This is a genomic window from Mucilaginibacter sp. McL0603 (assembly GCF_049992945.1).
In the GTDB taxonomy this organism is placed as follows: Bacteria; Bacteroidota; Bacteroidia; order Sphingobacteriales; family Sphingobacteriaceae; genus Mucilaginibacter.
The window spans coordinates 2,408,373-2,424,899 of record NZ_CP188251.1 but is presented as its reverse complement, the minus strand read 5'-3'; the positions used below and the strand labels follow the sequence as shown (position 1 = coordinate 2,424,899).

The 16,527-nt window shown below is 39.5% G+C and carries 20 protein-coding genes; 13 read left to right on the top strand and 7 right to left on the bottom strand.

What is annotated here, in order from left to right:
* Positions 1-61: 61 nt before the first annotated feature.
* Positions 62-733 (bottom strand): carbohydrate-binding family 9-like protein, encoded by a 672-nt coding sequence (locus ACPPVU_RS11450; RefSeq protein WP_426671842.1) that lies wholly within the window; start codon positions 731-733, stop codon positions 62-64.
* 237 nt (positions 734-970) lie between these two features.
* Between ACPPVU_RS11450 and ACPPVU_RS11445 the strand changes: the two genes are divergently transcribed.
* A complete protein-coding gene (locus ACPPVU_RS11445) occupies positions 971-2,317 on the top strand; it encodes a Gfo/Idh/MocA family protein (RefSeq protein WP_426671841.1) in 1,347 nt (448 codons plus the stop codon).
* 112 nt (positions 2,318-2,429) lie between these two features.
* Positions 2,430-2,654: a CDGSH iron-sulfur domain-containing protein gene (locus tag ACPPVU_RS11440; RefSeq protein WP_426671840.1), complete on the top strand. Its 225-nt coding sequence runs from the start codon at positions 2,430-2,432 to the stop codon at positions 2,652-2,654.
* 50 nt (positions 2,655-2,704) lie between these two features.
* On the opposite strand, the gene ACPPVU_RS11435 is transcribed toward ACPPVU_RS11440, so the two are convergent.
* Genes ACPPVU_RS11435 through ACPPVU_RS11425 form a run of 3 tightly spaced genes read right to left on the bottom strand, consistent with a single transcriptional unit; the run spans position 2,705 to position 5,282 of the window.
* A complete protein-coding gene (locus ACPPVU_RS11435) occupies positions 2,705-3,229 on the bottom strand; it encodes a hypothetical protein (protein WP_426671839.1) in 525 nt (174 codons plus the stop codon).
* 60 nt (positions 3,230-3,289) lie between these two features.
* On the bottom strand, positions 3,290-5,008 hold the full coding sequence (locus ACPPVU_RS11430) for a GMC oxidoreductase (protein WP_426671838.1): 1,719 nt from the start codon (positions 5,006-5,008) through the stop codon (positions 3,290-3,292).
* 49 nt (positions 5,009-5,057) lie between these two features.
* Positions 5,058-5,282: a VF530 family DNA-binding protein gene (locus tag ACPPVU_RS11425; protein WP_426671837.1), complete on the bottom strand. Its 225-nt coding sequence runs from the start codon at positions 5,280-5,282 to the stop codon at positions 5,058-5,060.
* 125 nt (positions 5,283-5,407) lie between these two features.
* Between ACPPVU_RS11425 and ACPPVU_RS11420 the strand changes: the two genes are divergently transcribed.
* The 3 genes from ACPPVU_RS11420 to ACPPVU_RS11410 all read left to right on the top strand — a co-directional run bounded on the left by ACPPVU_RS11420 (position 5,408) and on the right by ACPPVU_RS11410 (position 6,710).
* On the top strand, positions 5,408-5,761 hold the full coding sequence (locus ACPPVU_RS11420) for an ArsR/SmtB family transcription factor (RefSeq protein WP_426671836.1): 354 nt from the start codon (positions 5,408-5,410) through the stop codon (positions 5,759-5,761).
* The gene (locus ACPPVU_RS11415; RefSeq protein ID WP_426671835.1) at positions 5,758-6,189 is read left to right on the top strand and encodes an SRPBCC family protein; all 432 of its coding nucleotides are present in this window, start codon (positions 5,758-5,760) and stop codon (positions 6,187-6,189) included. The genes ACPPVU_RS11420 and ACPPVU_RS11415 overlap by 4 nt, the downstream gene beginning before the upstream one ends.
* Before the next feature lie 122 nt (positions 6,190-6,311).
* Positions 6,312-6,710 carry a VOC family protein gene (locus ACPPVU_RS11410; protein ID WP_426671834.1) on the top strand — a complete coding sequence of 133 codons (399 nt, stop codon included), beginning with the start codon at positions 6,312-6,314 and terminating at the stop codon, positions 6,708-6,710.
* On the opposite strand, the gene ACPPVU_RS11405 is transcribed toward ACPPVU_RS11410, so the two are convergent.
* Positions 6,711-7,472 carry an NlpC/P60 family protein gene (locus tag ACPPVU_RS11405; protein ID WP_426671833.1) on the bottom strand — a complete coding sequence of 254 codons (762 nt, stop codon included), beginning with the start codon at positions 7,470-7,472 and terminating at the stop codon, positions 6,711-6,713.
* Positions 7,473-7,594: 122 nt separating this feature from the next.
* Positions 7,595-7,948 carry a 4Fe-4S dicluster domain-containing protein gene (locus ACPPVU_RS11400; RefSeq protein ID WP_426671832.1) on the bottom strand — a complete coding sequence of 118 codons (354 nt, stop codon included), beginning with the start codon at positions 7,946-7,948 and terminating at the stop codon, positions 7,595-7,597.
* A gap of 102 nt (positions 7,949-8,050) precedes the next feature.
* Here ACPPVU_RS11400 and ACPPVU_RS11395 point away from each other — a divergent pair, with 102 nt between their 5' ends.
* From ACPPVU_RS11395 to dnaJ, 5 genes are all read left to right on the top strand, one after another.
* Positions 8,051-9,076 (top strand): acyl-CoA reductase, encoded by a 1,026-nt coding sequence (locus tag ACPPVU_RS11395; protein ID WP_426671831.1) that lies wholly within the window; start codon positions 8,051-8,053, stop codon positions 9,074-9,076.
* Between the two features lie 103 nt (positions 9,077-9,179).
* Complete coding sequence (locus ACPPVU_RS11390) at positions 9,180-9,383, top strand: fructose-6-phosphate aldolase (protein WP_426671830.1); 204 nt, start codon at positions 9,180-9,182, stop codon at positions 9,381-9,383.
* A gap of 1 nt (position 9,384) precedes the next feature.
* The gene (locus tag ACPPVU_RS11385; protein ID WP_426671829.1) at positions 9,385-10,068 is read left to right on the top strand and encodes a cell division ATP-binding protein FtsE; all 684 of its coding nucleotides are present in this window, start codon (positions 9,385-9,387) and stop codon (positions 10,066-10,068) included.
* Between the two features lie 194 nt (positions 10,069-10,262).
* Entirely contained in the window at positions 10,263-10,817 is a 555-nt protein-coding gene (locus tag ACPPVU_RS11380) for a nucleotide exchange factor GrpE (RefSeq protein ID WP_426671828.1), read from the top strand.
* A gap of 78 nt (positions 10,818-10,895) precedes the next feature.
* Positions 10,896-12,065: a molecular chaperone DnaJ gene (gene dnaJ / locus ACPPVU_RS11375; RefSeq protein WP_426671827.1), complete on the top strand. Its 1,170-nt coding sequence runs from the start codon at positions 10,896-10,898 to the stop codon at positions 12,063-12,065.
* 45 nt (positions 12,066-12,110) lie between these two features.
* Here dnaJ and ACPPVU_RS11370 read toward each other — a convergent pair whose 3' ends face one another.
* Positions 12,111-13,118 (bottom strand): nucleoside hydrolase, encoded by a 1,008-nt coding sequence (locus ACPPVU_RS11370; protein WP_426671826.1) that lies wholly within the window; start codon positions 13,116-13,118, stop codon positions 12,111-12,113.
* A gap of 139 nt (positions 13,119-13,257) precedes the next feature.
* Here ACPPVU_RS11370 and ACPPVU_RS11365 point away from each other — a divergent pair, with 139 nt between their 5' ends.
* The 3 genes from ACPPVU_RS11365 (at position 13,258) to ACPPVU_RS11355 (ending at position 16,501) form a co-directional block, all read left to right on the top strand.
* Positions 13,258-14,163: an ABC transporter ATP-binding protein gene (locus ACPPVU_RS11365; protein WP_426671825.1), complete on the top strand. Its 906-nt coding sequence runs from the start codon at positions 13,258-13,260 to the stop codon at positions 14,161-14,163.
* 81 nt (positions 14,164-14,244) lie between these two features.
* Positions 14,245-15,501, top strand: coding sequence for an ABC transporter permease (locus tag ACPPVU_RS11360; RefSeq protein WP_426671824.1), 1,257 nt, complete (start codon positions 14,245-14,247; stop codon positions 15,499-15,501).
* Between the two features lie 73 nt (positions 15,502-15,574).
* A complete protein-coding gene (locus ACPPVU_RS11355) occupies positions 15,575-16,501 on the top strand; it encodes an exopolyphosphatase (RefSeq protein ID WP_426671823.1) in 927 nt (308 codons plus the stop codon).
* The last annotated feature ends 26 nt before the right edge of the window (positions 16,502-16,527 follow it).

The following is a 16,527-nucleotide window of genomic DNA, read 5'->3' as shown; positions in this document are numbered from 1 at the left end:
AAAATTGGATAGCATTTTAGGTTAGTCTAATAAAGTTAAAGTTTTATTTGGTACTATCCTACTACGGGTTTTTTATAAATTCTGCTTTGCCAAAAAACTGCGGCAAGTGAAAATCAGGTTCGTCAGCTATAATATTGTTCCACACTAAATAATGAGGCTGTGAAAGATCATCACCGCATTTGAAAAAGTTCATCCGGGATTTTTTATGCTGAATGGAACTGAATTTATGAAAGCAGAAAACCTCTATAGGTATGGCAACGGTAAGCGTCCAGTTGATGGCTGTGATATTACCATCTTTCATTTGATTTAGTGTGCGGTCATATCTTATTTTCTTTAATAACTCGACGGGCAATGACGTACGGTTTTGCCTTTCGCTTCCATAACGGCCCAAACAAGTCCCTAACCTGTTAAACTCAATGTTATAGTAAGATTTATCGTTATCAAAAATAATGAAGAACTCCACACAGCTATCTTTATAAACCGGATCGTTTATTTGTTTATATCTTGCTAATACCTCGTGTTCTGTGACATCATATTTAATAAAAATGTGATCTCCACTATGTGCTATACTGAATGTTACTTTGGGCAGATCAATATATTCAGGATATGCAGGCCAGGGTTCAATATCAATCAAATGTTTTTTTTGCCCATCAAGTAATGAAGAAATTTTACTAATAGGCGTTGCTTTAGTCACGCCCTGTAAAGGTAAGATTGACAAGGTTTTATCGGCCATGTGGTTAGCTTTTCGAATAAATAATTTAGAAAAATGCAATGTGTGCGTGCACAATGCACAAAATAGATAATTTAGGCGTTCATATAAACTTACTGAAAAAATCCCGCCAACAGTATGAATATTAATTTAACATCTGCTAAATTGTGAATATGAAACACACAGCCTGCATACGATTCTTGATCAGGCGAAAATACAGCAGAATAATCATTCAACATAAATAAACCAGCATAATACATTATGGATCGCAGAGATTTTATTAAACAGGGTGCATTGGCAACCGCAGGCTTAACCCTACTGCCAACAGGCTCACTTTTTGCAGACACACCAAAGGCACGTTTAGGTTTCATAGGCGTTGGCTTAAGAGGGCGAAATCACATAGGTGAAGCATTGTTGAGGGATGATGTGGATATCGTTGCTATTTGTGATACACAGGAAAGTTCCCTGCAATATTGCCGCGAACAATTCAAAAAAGCCGGTAAAAAGCTACCAGTTGAATATACTGGTGGGCTGGATGCTTATAAAGGGCTACTTGACAGAAAAGACATGGATGCAGTGATCATTGCAACGCCCTGGCAGTTCCATCATCCACAGGCTATTGATGCCATGAAGGCAGGGAAATATGTAGGATGCGAGGTTATAGCTGGTTTATCTGTGGAAGATCACTGGGATATTGTTAAAACTTCAGAACATACCGGCGTTCCTTATATGACACTGGAGAACGTTTGCTACCGTCGCGATGTAATGGCAGCTTTAAACATGGTTCGCCAGGGTTTGTTTGGCGAAATTGTTCACCTGGAGGGTGGCTACCAGCATAACCTGAGGGAGGTATTATTTAATGATGGCAAACACTTTTACGGACATGGCGTAGAATTTGGCCCAAATGCCCTAAGTGAGGCCCAATGGCGTACCCAATTTAATATAGACAGAAATGCAGACATCTACCCTACACATGGTGCGGGACCAATGATGCATTATGCTAACATCAACAGCGGTAACCGCTTTACCAGCCTGGTTTCCTTTTCGTCAAAAGCACGGGGATTGCATGCCTACGTAGAAGGAATGGCACCGGGCAATCCAAACGGAAAAATTAATTTTAAAAATGGCGACGTGATTACCACGGTGATCAACTGTGCAAATGGTGAAACGGTTTTGCTCAGTCATGACACCCACTTACCACGACCCTATTCATTAGGTTTCCGTGTACAGGGCACAAAAGGTATCTGGATGGATGTGGCACAGTCGGTTTACATCGAAAATCAATCCAAAAAGGAAGATGAATGGGATCCCGCAAAAGAATGGTTTGAGAAATATGATCATCCGCTGTGGAAAAAATATGCCGATAAAGCTGTAGGAGCCGGTCATGGTGGTATGGATTATTTTGTGTTCAATGCATTTGTTGAGGCTGTAAAGAAAAAAGGCCCTGCTCCTATTGATGTATATGATTCGGTAACGATGAGTGTAATTACACCACTTTCGGAGAAATCATTAGCAAAGGGCAATCAACCACAAGAATTTCCAGATTTTACCAAAGGCAAATGGCAAGAGCGTAAACCGGTTTTTGCTTTAGATGACAGCGGTTTTTAAGCTGAGAGCTGAAGGTCCAAAGCGAAAAGCTTGGACAATTCTCATAAAAAGCTTTACGCTTTGGGCTTTTTGCTTTCAGCTTTTATACTACTTTTGCGGCATATAAATAATTATGGCAACAACAAAACTCACAATAAACAGCAACGGATCAGTAAAAATTGACGGAGATTTTGAAATCGTAGATGCGCAAGGCAACAATTATGGCCTACAGGGCAGAACTATCGTTTCTATCTGTCGTTGTGGCTTATCAGCCAACAAACCTTTCTGCGACGGCTCACACAAAGGCCACTTTGAGCATGATGCTCAGGCGTTTGATCTGCCACCGAGGAAAGTTTAGTTGTTAATGACTAGTTAACCGGGGATTCGTTAACAGTACCTTATGGCTAATCACAACACAATATTATTTGCTATAAGGTACTTTTCAATATCATCACGCCAGGTTAAATCACCTTGTCGTAATTTGATTTTTATGGGATGCTCATAATCAAGATCAAAAGCGATACTGAATATTTTATCTTCCTTCTTTTTATCTTCCATAAATTTATTTAACCATGAAAAATTGCCACTTAATACATCTTTCAGGTTTTCCTGAATAATTTCAGCGTGTTCTAATAATTGCAATTTCTTATCATATAGTCTTTCTTTATGTTCCAACTTTGATTTATCAGGGTAAAGAAATCTGTAGACCTGCCATATATTGTAACCAGGGCTATCCTCAATGTCAAAAGGCTGTTTAAGGTCACAAGCTATATCACCCCGGTCATATGTAAACCTGAGATTGCATGATTCCCCTTTTAGCAAATAACTTCCCTCACTCAATTCCATTAGCTCCAAATGAAATTCTACAATCAAATCTTTAAAGCTATTTCTTATGTCGTTATCAAATCCTCGATAATTTATTATCAAATCCATTTCAATCTATATTATTACTATTAACTATCATCAATTAAATAATCTTTAATCTCTAGTCAACTAACCTAAATTTCCCTTCTTTAACTCCTCAGCAGCATGGTTTGCAGCTCGCGCGGTTATCGCCATAAAAGTAAGTGATGGATTTTGGGTGCTGGTTGAGGTCATACATGCGCCATCAGTTATGAATACATTCTGACATTCGTGCAGCTGATTCCATTGGTTCAACATGGAAGTCTTTGGATCTTTTCCCATACGTACCCCTCCTACTTCATGGATATCCAGGCCGGGTGCTTGTTTACTGTCATGTGGTACAATGTTTTTGCATCCCGCTTTGTTCAGCATTTCAGCACCCTGGGTCAAAAAGTCGTGCATGCTTTTTGCATCATTGTCATCATAGTCGACAGATATCTTTAGTAAAGGTATTCCCCAGGCATCTTTTTCATCTTTACTCAGACTTACATGATTAGTTTCTTTCGGTATCGTTTCACCCTGCATCAGCATATAAATACTCCACGGGCCAGCTTCTGCAATGGCATCTTTGTATTCGCCTCCAATCTGCGGGCCATCTGTACCATGTCCCCAACCTGGTCTTGATGCTGAATAAAAGGTCATATACCCACGCATAAAGTCCATTTCCTGCTTATGTACATTTCTGAAATTCGGCATCATTACAGCACATGGTCTGCGCCCATAATAGTATGAATCAAGATAGCCATCCATGGTGGCAGTTAATGTTCCACGGTAATTATGAAAAGCGATGAATTTACCCAATAAGCCATTATCATTACCCAAACCATTCGGAAAACGTGACGAAGTAGAATTCAATAATATCAGGTTAGTATTCAACGCTGCTGCATTAACAAAAATAATCTTCGCAAAGTATTCTGTTGCCTCATTAGTATGTGCATCAATTACCCTCACACCAGTTGCTTTGCCTTTCTTCTCATCATAAATAATAGAATGCACTACCGAGTCAGGCCTTAATGTCAGGTTACCTGTTTTCAAAGCCCAGGGTATTGTAGATGAATTGGAGCTAAAATATCCCCCAAAAGGACAGCCGCGTTCGCACAAGCTGCGAGCCTGGCATTGTCCCCGCCCTTGCTGCAAATGAATAGGTTGAGGCTTTGTCAGATGTGCACAGCGACCTATGATTACGTTCCTGTCTTTATAATTAGCCACTATCCGTTCACTCATCACTTTTTCTACGGCGTTCATTTCCCATGGCGGTAAAAACTCACCATCAGGCAGCGTATCTAAACCGTCATGATTACCACTTATACCTGCAAACTTCTCAACATAACTATACCACGGAGCAATATCATCATAGCGAATAGGCCAGTCAACTGCAAAACCATCCCGAGCAGGGCCTTCAAAATCATACTTGCTCCATCGCTGCGTTTGCCTTGCCCATAGCAAGGATTTACCGCCAACCTGGTATCCGCGTATCCAGTCAAAGGGCTTATCCTGTATATATGGGTGTTGCTTATCTTTTACAAAAAAGTGTTCACTTGCTTCGCTAAAAGCATAACATCTTTCAACTACCGGGTTTTCTTTTTTAACAGACAAAGGCTCATAGGTGCGATGCGGAAAATCCCATGGGTTTTTGGTAGCGGTTGGATAATCTTTTAGATGAACTACATTCCTGCCTCGCTCCAAAACCAGTGTTTTTAAACCATGCTCACATAATTCTTTAGCAGCCCATCCACCGCTAATTCCCGAACCGATAACGATTGCATCAAAAGTATGATCTCCTGATTTATTTGAATTGATATTTGCCATATCTGCTTACAATTGGTGAGGACAATTTAAGCGTTTATGAAATATAATGCTAATCTAATTGACTGCTTATATACAATTCTTCAACTTTTTTACGTGCCCAGGGTGTTTTACGCAGAAATTTCAAACTGGAATTAATACTTGGATTATCCAAAAAACAATTGATCCGTATTCTATAACCCAATTCAGGCCAACCATACTTAGCCACCAGGGCATTTAGTATCATTTCTAAAGTTTTGCCGTGAAGTGGATTATTGTTCTGTTTCTGATCGCTCATAGTGCAATGTCAAAATTATTCAATTAGTATGATTTAAGACATGAATTTAGTTTTAAATAAATTTGCGTAACCGAATGGTTTCAGATATATTTGTAACCGATCGGTTACAAATACGATCATACAAGATGAGAAGAGACGTATTCCAGGCGATTGCTGATCCTACACGCAGGGCGATCATTAACATGATAGCCAACCAGCCGATGAATTTAAATACGGTTGCAGAGCAATTTGATGTGAGCCGGCCAGCTATTTCCAAGCATATAAAAATATTGACTCAATGTGGGTTGATCACCATAAACCAACAGGGCCGCGAACGCTATTGTGAGGCAAAACTCCAAAAGTTAAATGAGGTTTCTGAATGGGTGGAACAATACCGCATTTTCTGGAACAAGAAATTGGATGCACTGGAAAATTTCCTGGAACAGGACGTACTTACTGATAACAAGAATAAATCCATTAAAAAATCAATAAAGAAATGAAAAACGAACCATTTGTAATTGAACGCACATTGAATGCAACACCTGAACGGGTATGGAAAGCAATAACCGACAAAGACCAAATGAAGCAATGGTATTTTGATCTGGCGGAATTTAAGCCCGAAGTAGGTTTTGAATTTACATTTAATGGTGGAAGCGAAGAAAAGACCTATGTACATTTGTGCAAAGTAACAAAAGTCGAAGCTGGCAAATTGCTGCAATACAGTTGGCGATACGATGAATATCCCGGTAATTCATTTGTTACCTTTGAATTATTTCCTGAGGGAGATAAGACCATGCTTAAATTGACACATGAAGGATTAGAAACCTTCCCGACTGATAATAAAGACTTTGCAAGAAGCAGTTTCGAAGCCGGTTGGACCTATATTATTGGCAAATCAATTGTTGAATATTTAGATAAACAAGCTTAAATTCCGCAGGCCGGTACAGATGGTACCACATAGTATGTCGTATAACGCCTGCTATTATGTCGTGTTTGAAACCCTTTGCTGTGGTTTATTGTTGATAGTTTTACATTATAAATCAATTACCTATGTTAAACAGCGCAAAAGCATTCAGTAGTTTCTCAGTAAACGACCTGGAAAAAGCAAAGGAATTCTACCAAACCAGACTGGGCATTAATGTTAATCAAATTGAAATGGGTGATGGCTATGGCTTATTGGAGTTAGATGTTACCGGCGGAACAAAAGTAATGATCTACCCAAAACCAAATCATACGCCTGCGACGTTTACAGTTTTGAATTTCCCGGTTGATGATTTAGAGAAAACAGTAGATGAGCTAACCGCAAAGGGCGTTAAGTTTGAGCACTATGATATGGAGGATATCAAAACCAATGAAAAAGGTATTGTTTACGGTAATGGGCAAGGCCCGGATATAGCGTGGTTTACTGATCCGGCAGGAAATATTATTTCTGTGTTAAAAAACTCCTAGTCAGGCCATACGCTTGATAATGCGTAGTTTATGGGTATAGCGTTTCAATTCTTCTGAATAGATACCCTGGCTGTCTATTTTATCGATTTTGACCCTGCCTGATGCATGGATTATCTGCTCGTTGTTCAGCATAATACCTACATGGGTGATCTTTCCTTCGGCATTATCGAAAAAGGCAAGATCACCTAATTTAGCTTCAGCCAAAAAGTCGACAACATTGCCTTGCTCTGCCTGCATCCATGCATCACGCTTTAAATGAACGCCTTGCAGCTTAAATACCGCTTGTGTAAACCCAGAGCAATCAATACCGTAATGGGTTCGCCCACCCCATAAATAAGCCGTATTCAGGAATGACTTTGCTGTAATTTCCAGGTTTTCAGTCTCGCCGATCTCGCCAATTATCTCAAATTGTTCATTATTAATCTGGCAGGTAGTTCCCTTTAAAAAAACTAATGAACTGCCAACAGGCAGGTATAAAACACTGTTATCGGGCTTCTTCCAGGCTTGTGTTACAGCGCGATAAGTAATTGGCGGCGGCGTTTCTTTAAGCGTCATATAGGCGATATGACCCAACATGGTAAATTGTAGTCTCCCTATCCAGCCTTCGTAATTATCATTAGTAGTAATAACCTTAACCCACCTTTCTGTCCATTCCAAAATTTCAAAGGTTTCACCAAACAATATTTGCGAAACTTGTTCGCTCTTATCGCTTGCTTCAGCTCGCAGCGGTATTACTGATAAATTACAAATTCCATATTCCATACGTGGAGGTTAGATTCAGAGTCAAAAAAATATCTTACGCAACTATAGTTAAAATTTTTATTAAAAAAATAGGGGAATGTATAAAATCACACATTCCCCTATCGAAAAAATATTTTTATTATTTATTCGCCCATATGCAGCCATTCTTTCTTGGCCAAAAGCTCTTCTTTTGTTTCGCGTACATCTTCATCATCAACGCAGCAATCAACCGGGCAAACCGCAGCACATTGTGGCTCATCATGAAATCCTACACACTCTGTACACTTATCGGGTACTATATAATAAATATCGTCAGACAACGCAGCCTGTGTTTCTTCAGCACTCAGGGTATTTCCGTCACCAAAATCAATTACTCCTTTTAAGCCTGTCCCGTCTGAAAAACGCCAGGCAGCACCTGCATCATAAATTGCATTATTAGGGCATTCTGGTTCACAGGCCCCGCAGTTTATACATTCATCGGTGATTTTAATCGCCATACTTTCTTATTATCTTATATTCTAACTTACCTTTGCCTTGCCAAAACAAGTATGCAAATATAACAAAAAAACACTTTAAGGGTTTACACCCTTACCATTTATATGTCAAAATTTAATTTAAACTACTTAGCAGATGTATTTTCTACGTTAGGCGATCAATTAAGTTGTCCTGATGAAGAACTAACTGCAATAATAAAAGACGAACATCATTATAATGCCTGGTTTACGCCCGCCAGTGTTGAACAAGCCATAAAGGCAATAGGCAAAATGCTTAATAAACAGAACCTTTTAACCTGCTTAAGTAAATATGATCTGGATCAAAATAAGCAAAATAACAAAGTAGGATTGATCCTTGCAGGCAATATCCCTCTAGTGGGTTTCCATGATGTTTTATGTGTACTGATCACCGGTAATCATGCTTTGATAAAAGCTTCTACGCAAGATGCAAGGTTGATAAAATATGTGTTAACCATGCTCACAGCTATTGAAGAAAGCTTTAAAACTCAATATACTTTTGTAGAAAGACTGGAGAATTTTGATGCCATAATAGCAACAGGCAGTAATAATAGCTCGAGGTATTTTGATTATTACTTTAGTAAAGTGCCCAATATTATCCGAAAAAATCGCAATAGTGTGGCTGTACTAACAGGTAATGAAACTACAGAACAGCTCCATTGTCTTGGTCATGATATTTTTGATTATTATGGACTAGGCTGCCGTAACGTATCCAAGCTATTAGTGCCAAAAGATTATGATTTTGTACCATTTTTTGAAGCGATAGAGTCATATCAACCGACCATCAACCATCATAAATACAATAACAATTACGATTACAATAAGTCGATCTATTTGGTAAACAGGGATAAACATCTTGATAATGGATTTTTATTGGTGAAGGAAGATGACAGAATGGTATCGCCGCTGGCAGTGGTTTTTTATGAGCAATATGAGAATATAGATGCTGTAGAAGCTTTACTTACCCGCGAAAGCGAAAACATACAATGCATCGTAAGCACGGCGCCATTAAAAGTAAGCAACCAGGTTGTCGGGTTTGGCATGAGTCAGCAACCAGCACTTTGGGATTACGCCGATGGTATTGATACGATGGATTTCTTGACAAAGCTTTAAATAAACGATACCTTTGGAGTGAGGCAAAAGCTGAAAGGTAAAAGGTGAAAGGTTATTATAATCCGTCTTTGTCCTTTACTCCTTTCGCCTTTAACCTTAAAAAATGTATATTATAAAAGTTAAAGGCGTAGCCAAAATACCTGATTATGTGCAATTGCGCGATGATCAGTTTACGCTGCTGGCTTATTTCAGGGTTGACAGACCTGACAAATCGCTGGATAAGGTTGGGCTTGGTGCTAAAACTGAGTATATCATGAATATTATAAAGGACCTGCCGTTTGGACAGATCTTAAAATTAGAATTATAAAATGATCGGAAATTCAATTATTAAGCTTGACGGTGTTGATATTTTTCAGCAAAAACACTTGGTATTATCAAACGTAAACCTTCATGTGGATAAAGGCGATTTTGTGTGGTTGATAGGGCAAACAGGTTCAGGTAAAAGCAGTTTGCTTAAATTGATCTATGGTGATCTGGTTCTTTCGTCAGGCGAAGGTCATGCATGTGGATACGATCTGAAAAAGATCCCCACACGTGATATCCCCTTCCTGCGCAGGAAGCTGGGGATCGTTTTCCAGGATTTTCAATTGCTAACCGATCGTTCCGTTGAAGATAACTTACGTTTTGTAATGCAGGCTACCGGCTGGAAAGACAAAAAATTGATTGCCGACCGCACGCTGGACGTGCTTGAAAAAGTTGGTCTTCGTTCCAAATTAAAGAAAATGCCACATGAGTTATCAGGTGGTGAACAGCAACGTGTAGTAATAGCCCGTGCGTTGATCAATGATCCCGAGATCATACTTGCTGATGAACCTACAGGCAACCTTGACCCGGATACTTCCGAAGAAATAGTGCTTTTACTTAAACAGATCGGTCAGTCAGGTACATCCGTCCTGATTGCCACTCACGATTATCATATTATCCGTACTTTCCCCTCACGCATTATCAAATGCGAAAACGGTAAAGTATTGGAAGATGTGCAGATTGCTTAGTTTAAAGTAGCAGTTTAGAGTGGCAGTTGCAGTAATATTATATAAGACCTTTCTTTCAATTATGTCACTTTAAAAACTGCCACTGCTACTGCTGCTGCAAATAAAGTGACAGTATTTACCTCAAAAACTTTCTGGCTCTGACAGTCTGTCCTAAAAATACAAATGGCAGGATACTTGATTTGCAGAGTTGAATCATGAATTTTAATGATATGCTAAATAAAAAGAAAAAAGAACATATAGAAAGCGAAGAGCATTTGAATGATGTGACAGACGCGGGCAATCCTCTTGAATCCGAAATATCACCAGAAGAGCTCTTAAAACAGGAGCTTGGCCTTGCTAATGACAGATACCTGCGCTTATATGCTGAATTTGATAATTTCCGCCGCCGTACAGCCAAGGAGCGTGAAGATGCAAGAAAATCAGAAGGCAAAGATGTTATTGTAGCCCTGCTGCCAGTATTGGATGATTTTGACCGTGCTATACGCTCAATGGAAAACTCGACTGACATTACAGCCGTAAAAGAGGGTGTAGTGTTGATCCAGAATAAATTAAAGAATGTTCTTTCGCAAAAGGGATTAAAAGAAATGCAATCTATAGGTACTGCATTTGATCCTGAGATACATGAAGCTATCACCAACATACCTGCTCCTTCGGACGACCTGAAAGGTAAAGTAGTTGATGAAATGGAAAAAGGTTATTATTTGAATGACAAAGTAGCACGTTTTGCGAAAGTTATAGTTGGGAATTAATTACTGGATTAGTGAATGAGTGAGTTGTGAGTTTAAATCACTAATTCGCTAAATCACTAATTCACTCATTACATAAATATGTCAAAAAGAGATTATTACGATATTTTAGGTGTTTCGCGCGGAGCTGATGCTGACGAGATCAAGAAAGCCTATCGTAAAATGGCCATCAAATATCACCCCGATAAAAACGAGGGTGATAAGCAGGCGGAAGAAAAATTTAAGGAAGCTGCCGAGGCCTACGAGGTGCTGAGCAATGCCGAAAAACGCAAACGCTACGATCAGTTTGGCCATGCAGCCAATGCTCAATCAGCAAACGGTGGCGGAGGTGGATATGGGGGCGGTGGCATGAATATGGAAGACATATTCAGCCAGTTTGGCGATATATTTGGTGGAGGCAGCCCGTTCGATGGTTTTTTTGGTGGTGGAAGACAAAGTGGTGGCGGCGGTCGTCGTGTAGCGCGTGGCAGCAACTTACGCATTAAAGTAAGATTGACACTTGAAGAAATTGCTAATGGCGCCGAAAAGAAGATCAAAGTAAACAAACAGGTCGTATGCAAAACCTGTGAGGGTTCCGGAGCAAAAGACCGTTCGTCTATACAGACCTGTAAAACCTGTGGCGGACAAGGCGCTGTGCGCAGGGTAACCAATACCATATTGGGCCAGATGCAAACTACCAGCACCTGCCCTACCTGTAATGGTGAAGGCACTACCATTACCTCAAAATGTACAGTTTGTCATGGTGATGGCGTGGTTCGTGGCGAAGAAACGATCAGCATCAATATACCGGCAGGTGTAAGCGAAGGCATGCAATTAAGCATGAGCGGAAAAGGTAATGCTGCCCCACGTGGTGGTGTATCGGGCGACCTGATCATCCTGATAGAAGAAATACCGCACGAAACATTAAAACGCGATGGCAACAATGTGATCTATGACCTGCATGTAAACTTTGTTGATGCAGCATTGGGCACGAGCGTTGAAGTACCGACCATTGATGGCAAAGTGAAGATCAAGATAGAACCTGGAACACAAGGCGGTAAAGTATTGAGACTTAAAGCCAAAGGTGTACCGGAAGTAAACTCTTACCATCGTGGCGACCAATTGATACATATTAACATCTGGACACCAAAAGCCTTAAGCCGTGAAGAACGTGAAATGCTTGAAAAACTGCAGGACTCGCCAAACTTTAAACCAAGTCCCGGAAAAAATGAAAAAAGCTTTTTCGAACGGATGAAAGAATATTTTGAGTAAGTCGGAAAGACGGAAAGTCAGAAAAATAAATTTGAAAGCCCGGAATCAATTTGATTTTGGGCTTTTTTCTTTCAAAACCGGCTGATGCATGATCAACTCATTGATCAATTTCTCCACTTCTTTGTAATCCACTTTCTCCACTAAATAAGCTTGTCCCTTGCCGTTATCATCCCAGGTATTTTTACCATCATCGGCTACTTTTATCCTGCCGGGATGTAAAGTATAAAAAGGTGAGTATCCTTTTATTGCTACTAGAACCGCAGTTTCGTCCCAGCTTTTTCTTCCTAATGAATCTTCCTTTGCAAGCGGAATAGAAATGCTGAATACATCCTTAATCGGATCATTCTTAATTGTTTCATTATGGATCAATGGTAATCCTGCTAAGACCTTCGCTCCTATCTCAAATCCGCTGAAGATGATCGGTGTGCTCCAATTCGTATATACGTTTTGAGATGCAGTAGCATCCTTCATCACATTAAATTCATAACCGGAAGGAAACCTACCGCCCATACATACCAATAATTTTACCTTTTTCTTTACGAGTTGCAAACCATCAAGAGATGAATAGTCGTCAGCAGTAGAATTTAAAAGATTAGAAAGATTGGTTAAAAACCCGATGGTTACAATGGTTACGCTATTGTCGGGCTGTGATGCTAATATTTTGCGATACAGCTGTACAGCATCAGGTACCTCATCATTGTTTTTTATCCGATGTGGATATTTAGCCAATACCATATCGGTCCAATGCTGCCAGTCGCGCAGTTCAAGCGCTTTACCTTTTGGAACACCGATAGGTATATTGGGTCGATTAAAATAGATATTAAACACATTTAATACTCCGGCAACGCCTTCATACTTTGTACTGGCCATAGTTGCCAGTATATTGGTTTCACCTTTGTCAGCTAATGCATGTAAGATGGCGATGGCTCCGACATCGTCATAGTCAGGTCCCATATCGCTATCAAAAATGACATTAACAGGCTTTTTAAATTTTTGCTGGCCGTAACTAACTGCAACCAGGAGAAGGAAGATCATCAATAATTTATATCTCATATAACTTAACATTCAGGCGTTTGGGAGTAGTTGCTAAATTATTACTTTTATAGTAAATCGCCTTGTTTATTTACCGGATTGATGCCCCCTCGTAACAATCTATTGTGAACGCTATCTAATAAATAAAACTGATCCCTATATGCTAAGCATACGGCACATCGAAAAGCAATACGCAGGGCACAAAGCCCTGAGTGATGTAAGTTTAGAAATTGAAAGCGGCCAGATATTTGGGCTTCTCGGCCCTAACGGGGCTGGTAAAACTTCACTTATCCGCATCGTCAACCAAATTACCGCACCAGATTCAGGCGAAGTCTATTTTAATGGAGAAAAGCTTAACCAGTCGCACATTGACCGCATTGGTTACCTGCCTGAAGAACGCGGGCTATATAAAAAGATGGAGATCGGCGAACAGATGATCTACCTGGCGCGATTGAAGGGGCTGACTCGTGATGAAGCACAAAAACGTTTAAAATTCTGGTTCGAAAAATTGGGAATGGAAACTTGGTGGAAAAAGAAGATCGAAGAATTATCCAAAGGCATGCAGCAAAAGGCGCAATTTGTTGCTACTGTATTGCATGAACCCGACCTGATTATATTGGATGAACCCTTCAGTGGTTTCGACCCGGTAAATGCAGAATTGATAAAAGATGAGATATTAGAGCTAAACAAAAAGGGAGCTACTATTTTATTCTCAACTCACCGTATGGAATCGGTTGAAGAATTATGCGATTCGATCGCCTTGATCAATCTGTCACACAAAATACTGGATGGTAAAGTTAAAACCATTCGTAACTCCTATCGCAACAATACCTATTTTGTGGAATACACAGGCGATAAACTTAGCCTTAATGGTTCACAACCATTTGAGGTATTGAGTGAATCTACAGATGATGATAGGCATACCATCAAGATCAGCCTAAAAACTGACAGTACTGCCAATGAGGTATTAAAATATCTTATACCCAAAGTACATATCAACATGCTACAGGAAGTGATCCCAAGCATGAACGAAATTTTCATTGAAACCGTTAATAGCAACCAATAAAACAGCACAGCTTTGACAGCTTCAATGCCTTTAAAAAACAAAAAATATTATTGAAAAAGTAAACCAAAAATCTGCCTGACCATGAACAAAGTATTACTAATCATACAACGTGAGTATGTTACAAGAGTTAGAAAGAAGGCATTTATCATCATGATATTCGCGGTGCCTGCTTTGCTCCTCATTATGTTAGGAGCAATTGCTTTGGTAGCGAAAAGCAGTAGCGAATTAAGCGATCAACAAACTATTAAAGTATTAGATGACAGCAAAATATTCATAGAGAAATTTCATGACGGGAAAAATATAAAATTCCAGATTACGACGGAGTCGCTAAAGACTCTTAAGGAAGAGGTGAAAAAAGATGAGAACCTCTCTATTTTACGAATACCCGCCAGTTACAGTAAAAGGGATTCCGTGCAGATATACTCGAAAAAGAAACCATCCTTTGTGCTTACCGGTGAAATAGAAAAGCAGATGAATGATATTGCCATCAGTGACGGGATGTTAAAGCATCATATTGATACCGCTCTAATTAATTCCGTAAGAAAGATTAACATCTCGCTTAACCCGATACAAGTAACAGATACGGGGGAAAAAAATGCTAATGTTGGTGCAAATATGGGTGTTGGGATCGCAGGTGCTATTTTAATTTATATCTCTTTGTTTATTTATGGTGCACAGGTAATGCGAGGGGTAATTGAAGAGAAAACAAGTCGTATTATCGAGGTGATCATATCATCGGTAAAACCATTTCAATTGATGCTGGGTAAGATAATTGGTGTGGGTTTGGTTGGGCTAACTCAGTTTGCCGCATGGATTGTTCTGTCAATTTTGGTAACCAAACTTGCCGGAGCAGCATTCTCTACGCCGCAAGGTGCTGTTGTGGGCTTTTTAGCAGTCCTAAAAACCATACCTTTTGGCTATATAATGGGGGTCTTCATATTTTATTTCTTAACGGGCTATTTATTGTATAGTGCATTGTTTGCAGCTGTTGGCTCAGCAGTTGATAGCGAGACAGAAACTCAACAGTTTATGTTTCCCATAACCATGCCTTTGCTATTTACTTATATATTATCGGTTTCTGTTTTGTTTCAGGCGCCGGATAGTCCTTTAGCCGTTTGGCTTTCCATGATTCCCTTTACAGCGCCTGTAGCCATGATGGTCAGGATTCCATTTGGAGGCGTTTCACCTTTACAACTGACAATATCAATGATACTTATGGTTGCCGGCTTTTTGTTTACAACTTACGTAGCGGCCAGAATATATAGAGTTGGTATTTTAATGTATGGTAAAAAAGCAAGTTTTAAAGAATTGAGTAAATGGTTTTTCTATAAAGAGTAAAATGATCATCCCATAAAACATTTAATAATCCTTTAAATTCTAAACAATTTAAAGGATTATTTATTTTAGAGGCATGGATAAACGCTTTGCCGTGATGGACCTCGGCACCAATACTTTCCATTTACTGATAGCCGAGGGTAGTATTCATAACTTTCGCGAAATTGTGCATCAGCACATTGCTGTAAAGTTAGGCGAAGGTGGTATAAATAAAGGCATTATATTACCGGTTGCATTTGAGCGCGGAGTTAATACCATGAAAGATTTTCAGCAGCACATCGCAGCTTGTAATATACAGCAAGTTAAGGCTATAGCCACATCTGCACTTCGCAATGCTTCAAATGGGCAGGAATTTATCAGTCGCGTAAAAACAGAAACTGGTATCGAGATCGAAATTATTAACGGTGACAGAGAGGCAGCATTTATTTATTCAGGTGTTAAGGCAAGCGGACTTTTATCCAATCAAAATTCATTGATCATGGATATTGGTGGCGGCAGTGTAGAGTTTATTATTGGGATTAGGGAGCAATTGATCTGGAAACAAAGTTTTGAGATAGGCGCAGCACGATTAATGGATAGGTTTCATCATATCGACCCTATTGAGCCGGCATCTATTGAAGCTTTGAATCTTTATCTTGAAAACACCCTCACTGAGCTGTTCAAAGTCGTTAAAGAAACGCCTGTCAATAATCTGATAGGATCATCAGGAGCGTTTGAAAGTTTCGCCGAATTGATCGAAACAGAAAGAAGTGATTCCTTCGATCTGAAAAGGATCAAAACATATGATTTTGACGAAGAAGAATTGCTCACAGTAACGGATCAGCTCATTCTTTCATCCCATACTGAAAGAGAAGGCAATAAACATATTATTCCGGTAAGAGTGGATATGATCGTAGTAGCATCGCTCATCACCCGTTATATCATGCAAAAGCTGGATATTAAAAACGTCTCGTTATGTACTTATTCGTTAAAGGAAGGGGTTTTAGCTGAATTGATGAACTAGTAACCTGCGATTAGAATATAACCTTC

Coding starts and splice junctions, on each gene's coding strand:
- ACPPVU_RS11355 (WP_426671823.1), top strand. CDS start 15,575: ATGGATAAACGCTTTGCCGTGATGGACCTCGGCACCAATACTTTCCAT.
- ACPPVU_RS11445 (WP_426671841.1), top strand. CDS start 971: ATGGATCGCAGAGATTTTATTAAACAGGGTGCATTGGCAACCGCAGGC.
- ACPPVU_RS11365 (WP_426671825.1), top strand. CDS start 13,258: ATGCTAAGCATACGGCACATCGAAAAGCAATACGCAGGGCACAAAGCC.
- ACPPVU_RS11360 (WP_426671824.1), top strand. CDS start 14,245: ATGAACAAAGTATTACTAATCATACAACGTGAGTATGTTACAAGAGTT.
- ACPPVU_RS11410 (WP_426671834.1), top strand. CDS start 6,312: ATGTTAAACAGCGCAAAAGCATTCAGTAGTTTCTCAGTAAACGACCTG.
- ACPPVU_RS11420 (WP_426671836.1), top strand. CDS start 5,408: ATGAGAAGAGACGTATTCCAGGCGATTGCTGATCCTACACGCAGGGCG.
- ACPPVU_RS11450 (WP_426671842.1), bottom strand. CDS start 733: ATGGCCGATAAAACCTTGTCAATCTTACCTTTACAGGGCGTGACTAAA.
- ACPPVU_RS11380 (WP_426671828.1), top strand. CDS start 10,263: ATGAATTTTAATGATATGCTAAATAAAAAGAAAAAAGAACATATAGAA.
- ACPPVU_RS11440 (WP_426671840.1), top strand. CDS start 2,430: ATGGCAACAACAAAACTCACAATAAACAGCAACGGATCAGTAAAAATT.
- ACPPVU_RS11395 (WP_426671831.1), top strand. CDS start 8,051: ATGTCAAAATTTAATTTAAACTACTTAGCAGATGTATTTTCTACGTTA.
- ACPPVU_RS11390 (WP_426671830.1), top strand. CDS start 9,180: ATGTATATTATAAAAGTTAAAGGCGTAGCCAAAATACCTGATTATGTG.
- ACPPVU_RS11415 (WP_426671835.1), top strand. CDS start 5,758: ATGAAAAACGAACCATTTGTAATTGAACGCACATTGAATGCAACACCT.
- ACPPVU_RS11425 (WP_426671837.1), bottom strand. CDS start 5,282: ATGAGCGATCAGAAACAGAACAATAATCCACTTCACGGCAAAACTTTA.
- ACPPVU_RS11385 (WP_426671829.1), top strand. CDS start 9,385: ATGATCGGAAATTCAATTATTAAGCTTGACGGTGTTGATATTTTTCAG.
- ACPPVU_RS11430 (WP_426671838.1), bottom strand. CDS start 5,008: ATGGCAAATATCAATTCAAATAAATCAGGAGATCATACTTTTGATGCA.
- ACPPVU_RS11400 (WP_426671832.1), bottom strand. CDS start 7,948: ATGGCGATTAAAATCACCGATGAATGTATAAACTGCGGGGCCTGTGAA.
- ACPPVU_RS11435 (WP_426671839.1), bottom strand. CDS start 3,229: ATGGATTTGATAATAAATTATCGAGGATTTGATAACGACATAAGAAAT.
- ACPPVU_RS11370 (WP_426671826.1), bottom strand. CDS start 13,118: ATGAGATATAAATTATTGATGATCTTCCTTCTCCTGGTTGCAGTTAGT.
- dnaJ (WP_426671827.1), top strand. CDS start 10,896: ATGTCAAAAAGAGATTATTACGATATTTTAGGTGTTTCGCGCGGAGCT.
- ACPPVU_RS11405 (WP_426671833.1), bottom strand. CDS start 7,472: ATGGAATATGGAATTTGTAATTTATCAGTAATACCGCTGCGAGCTGAA.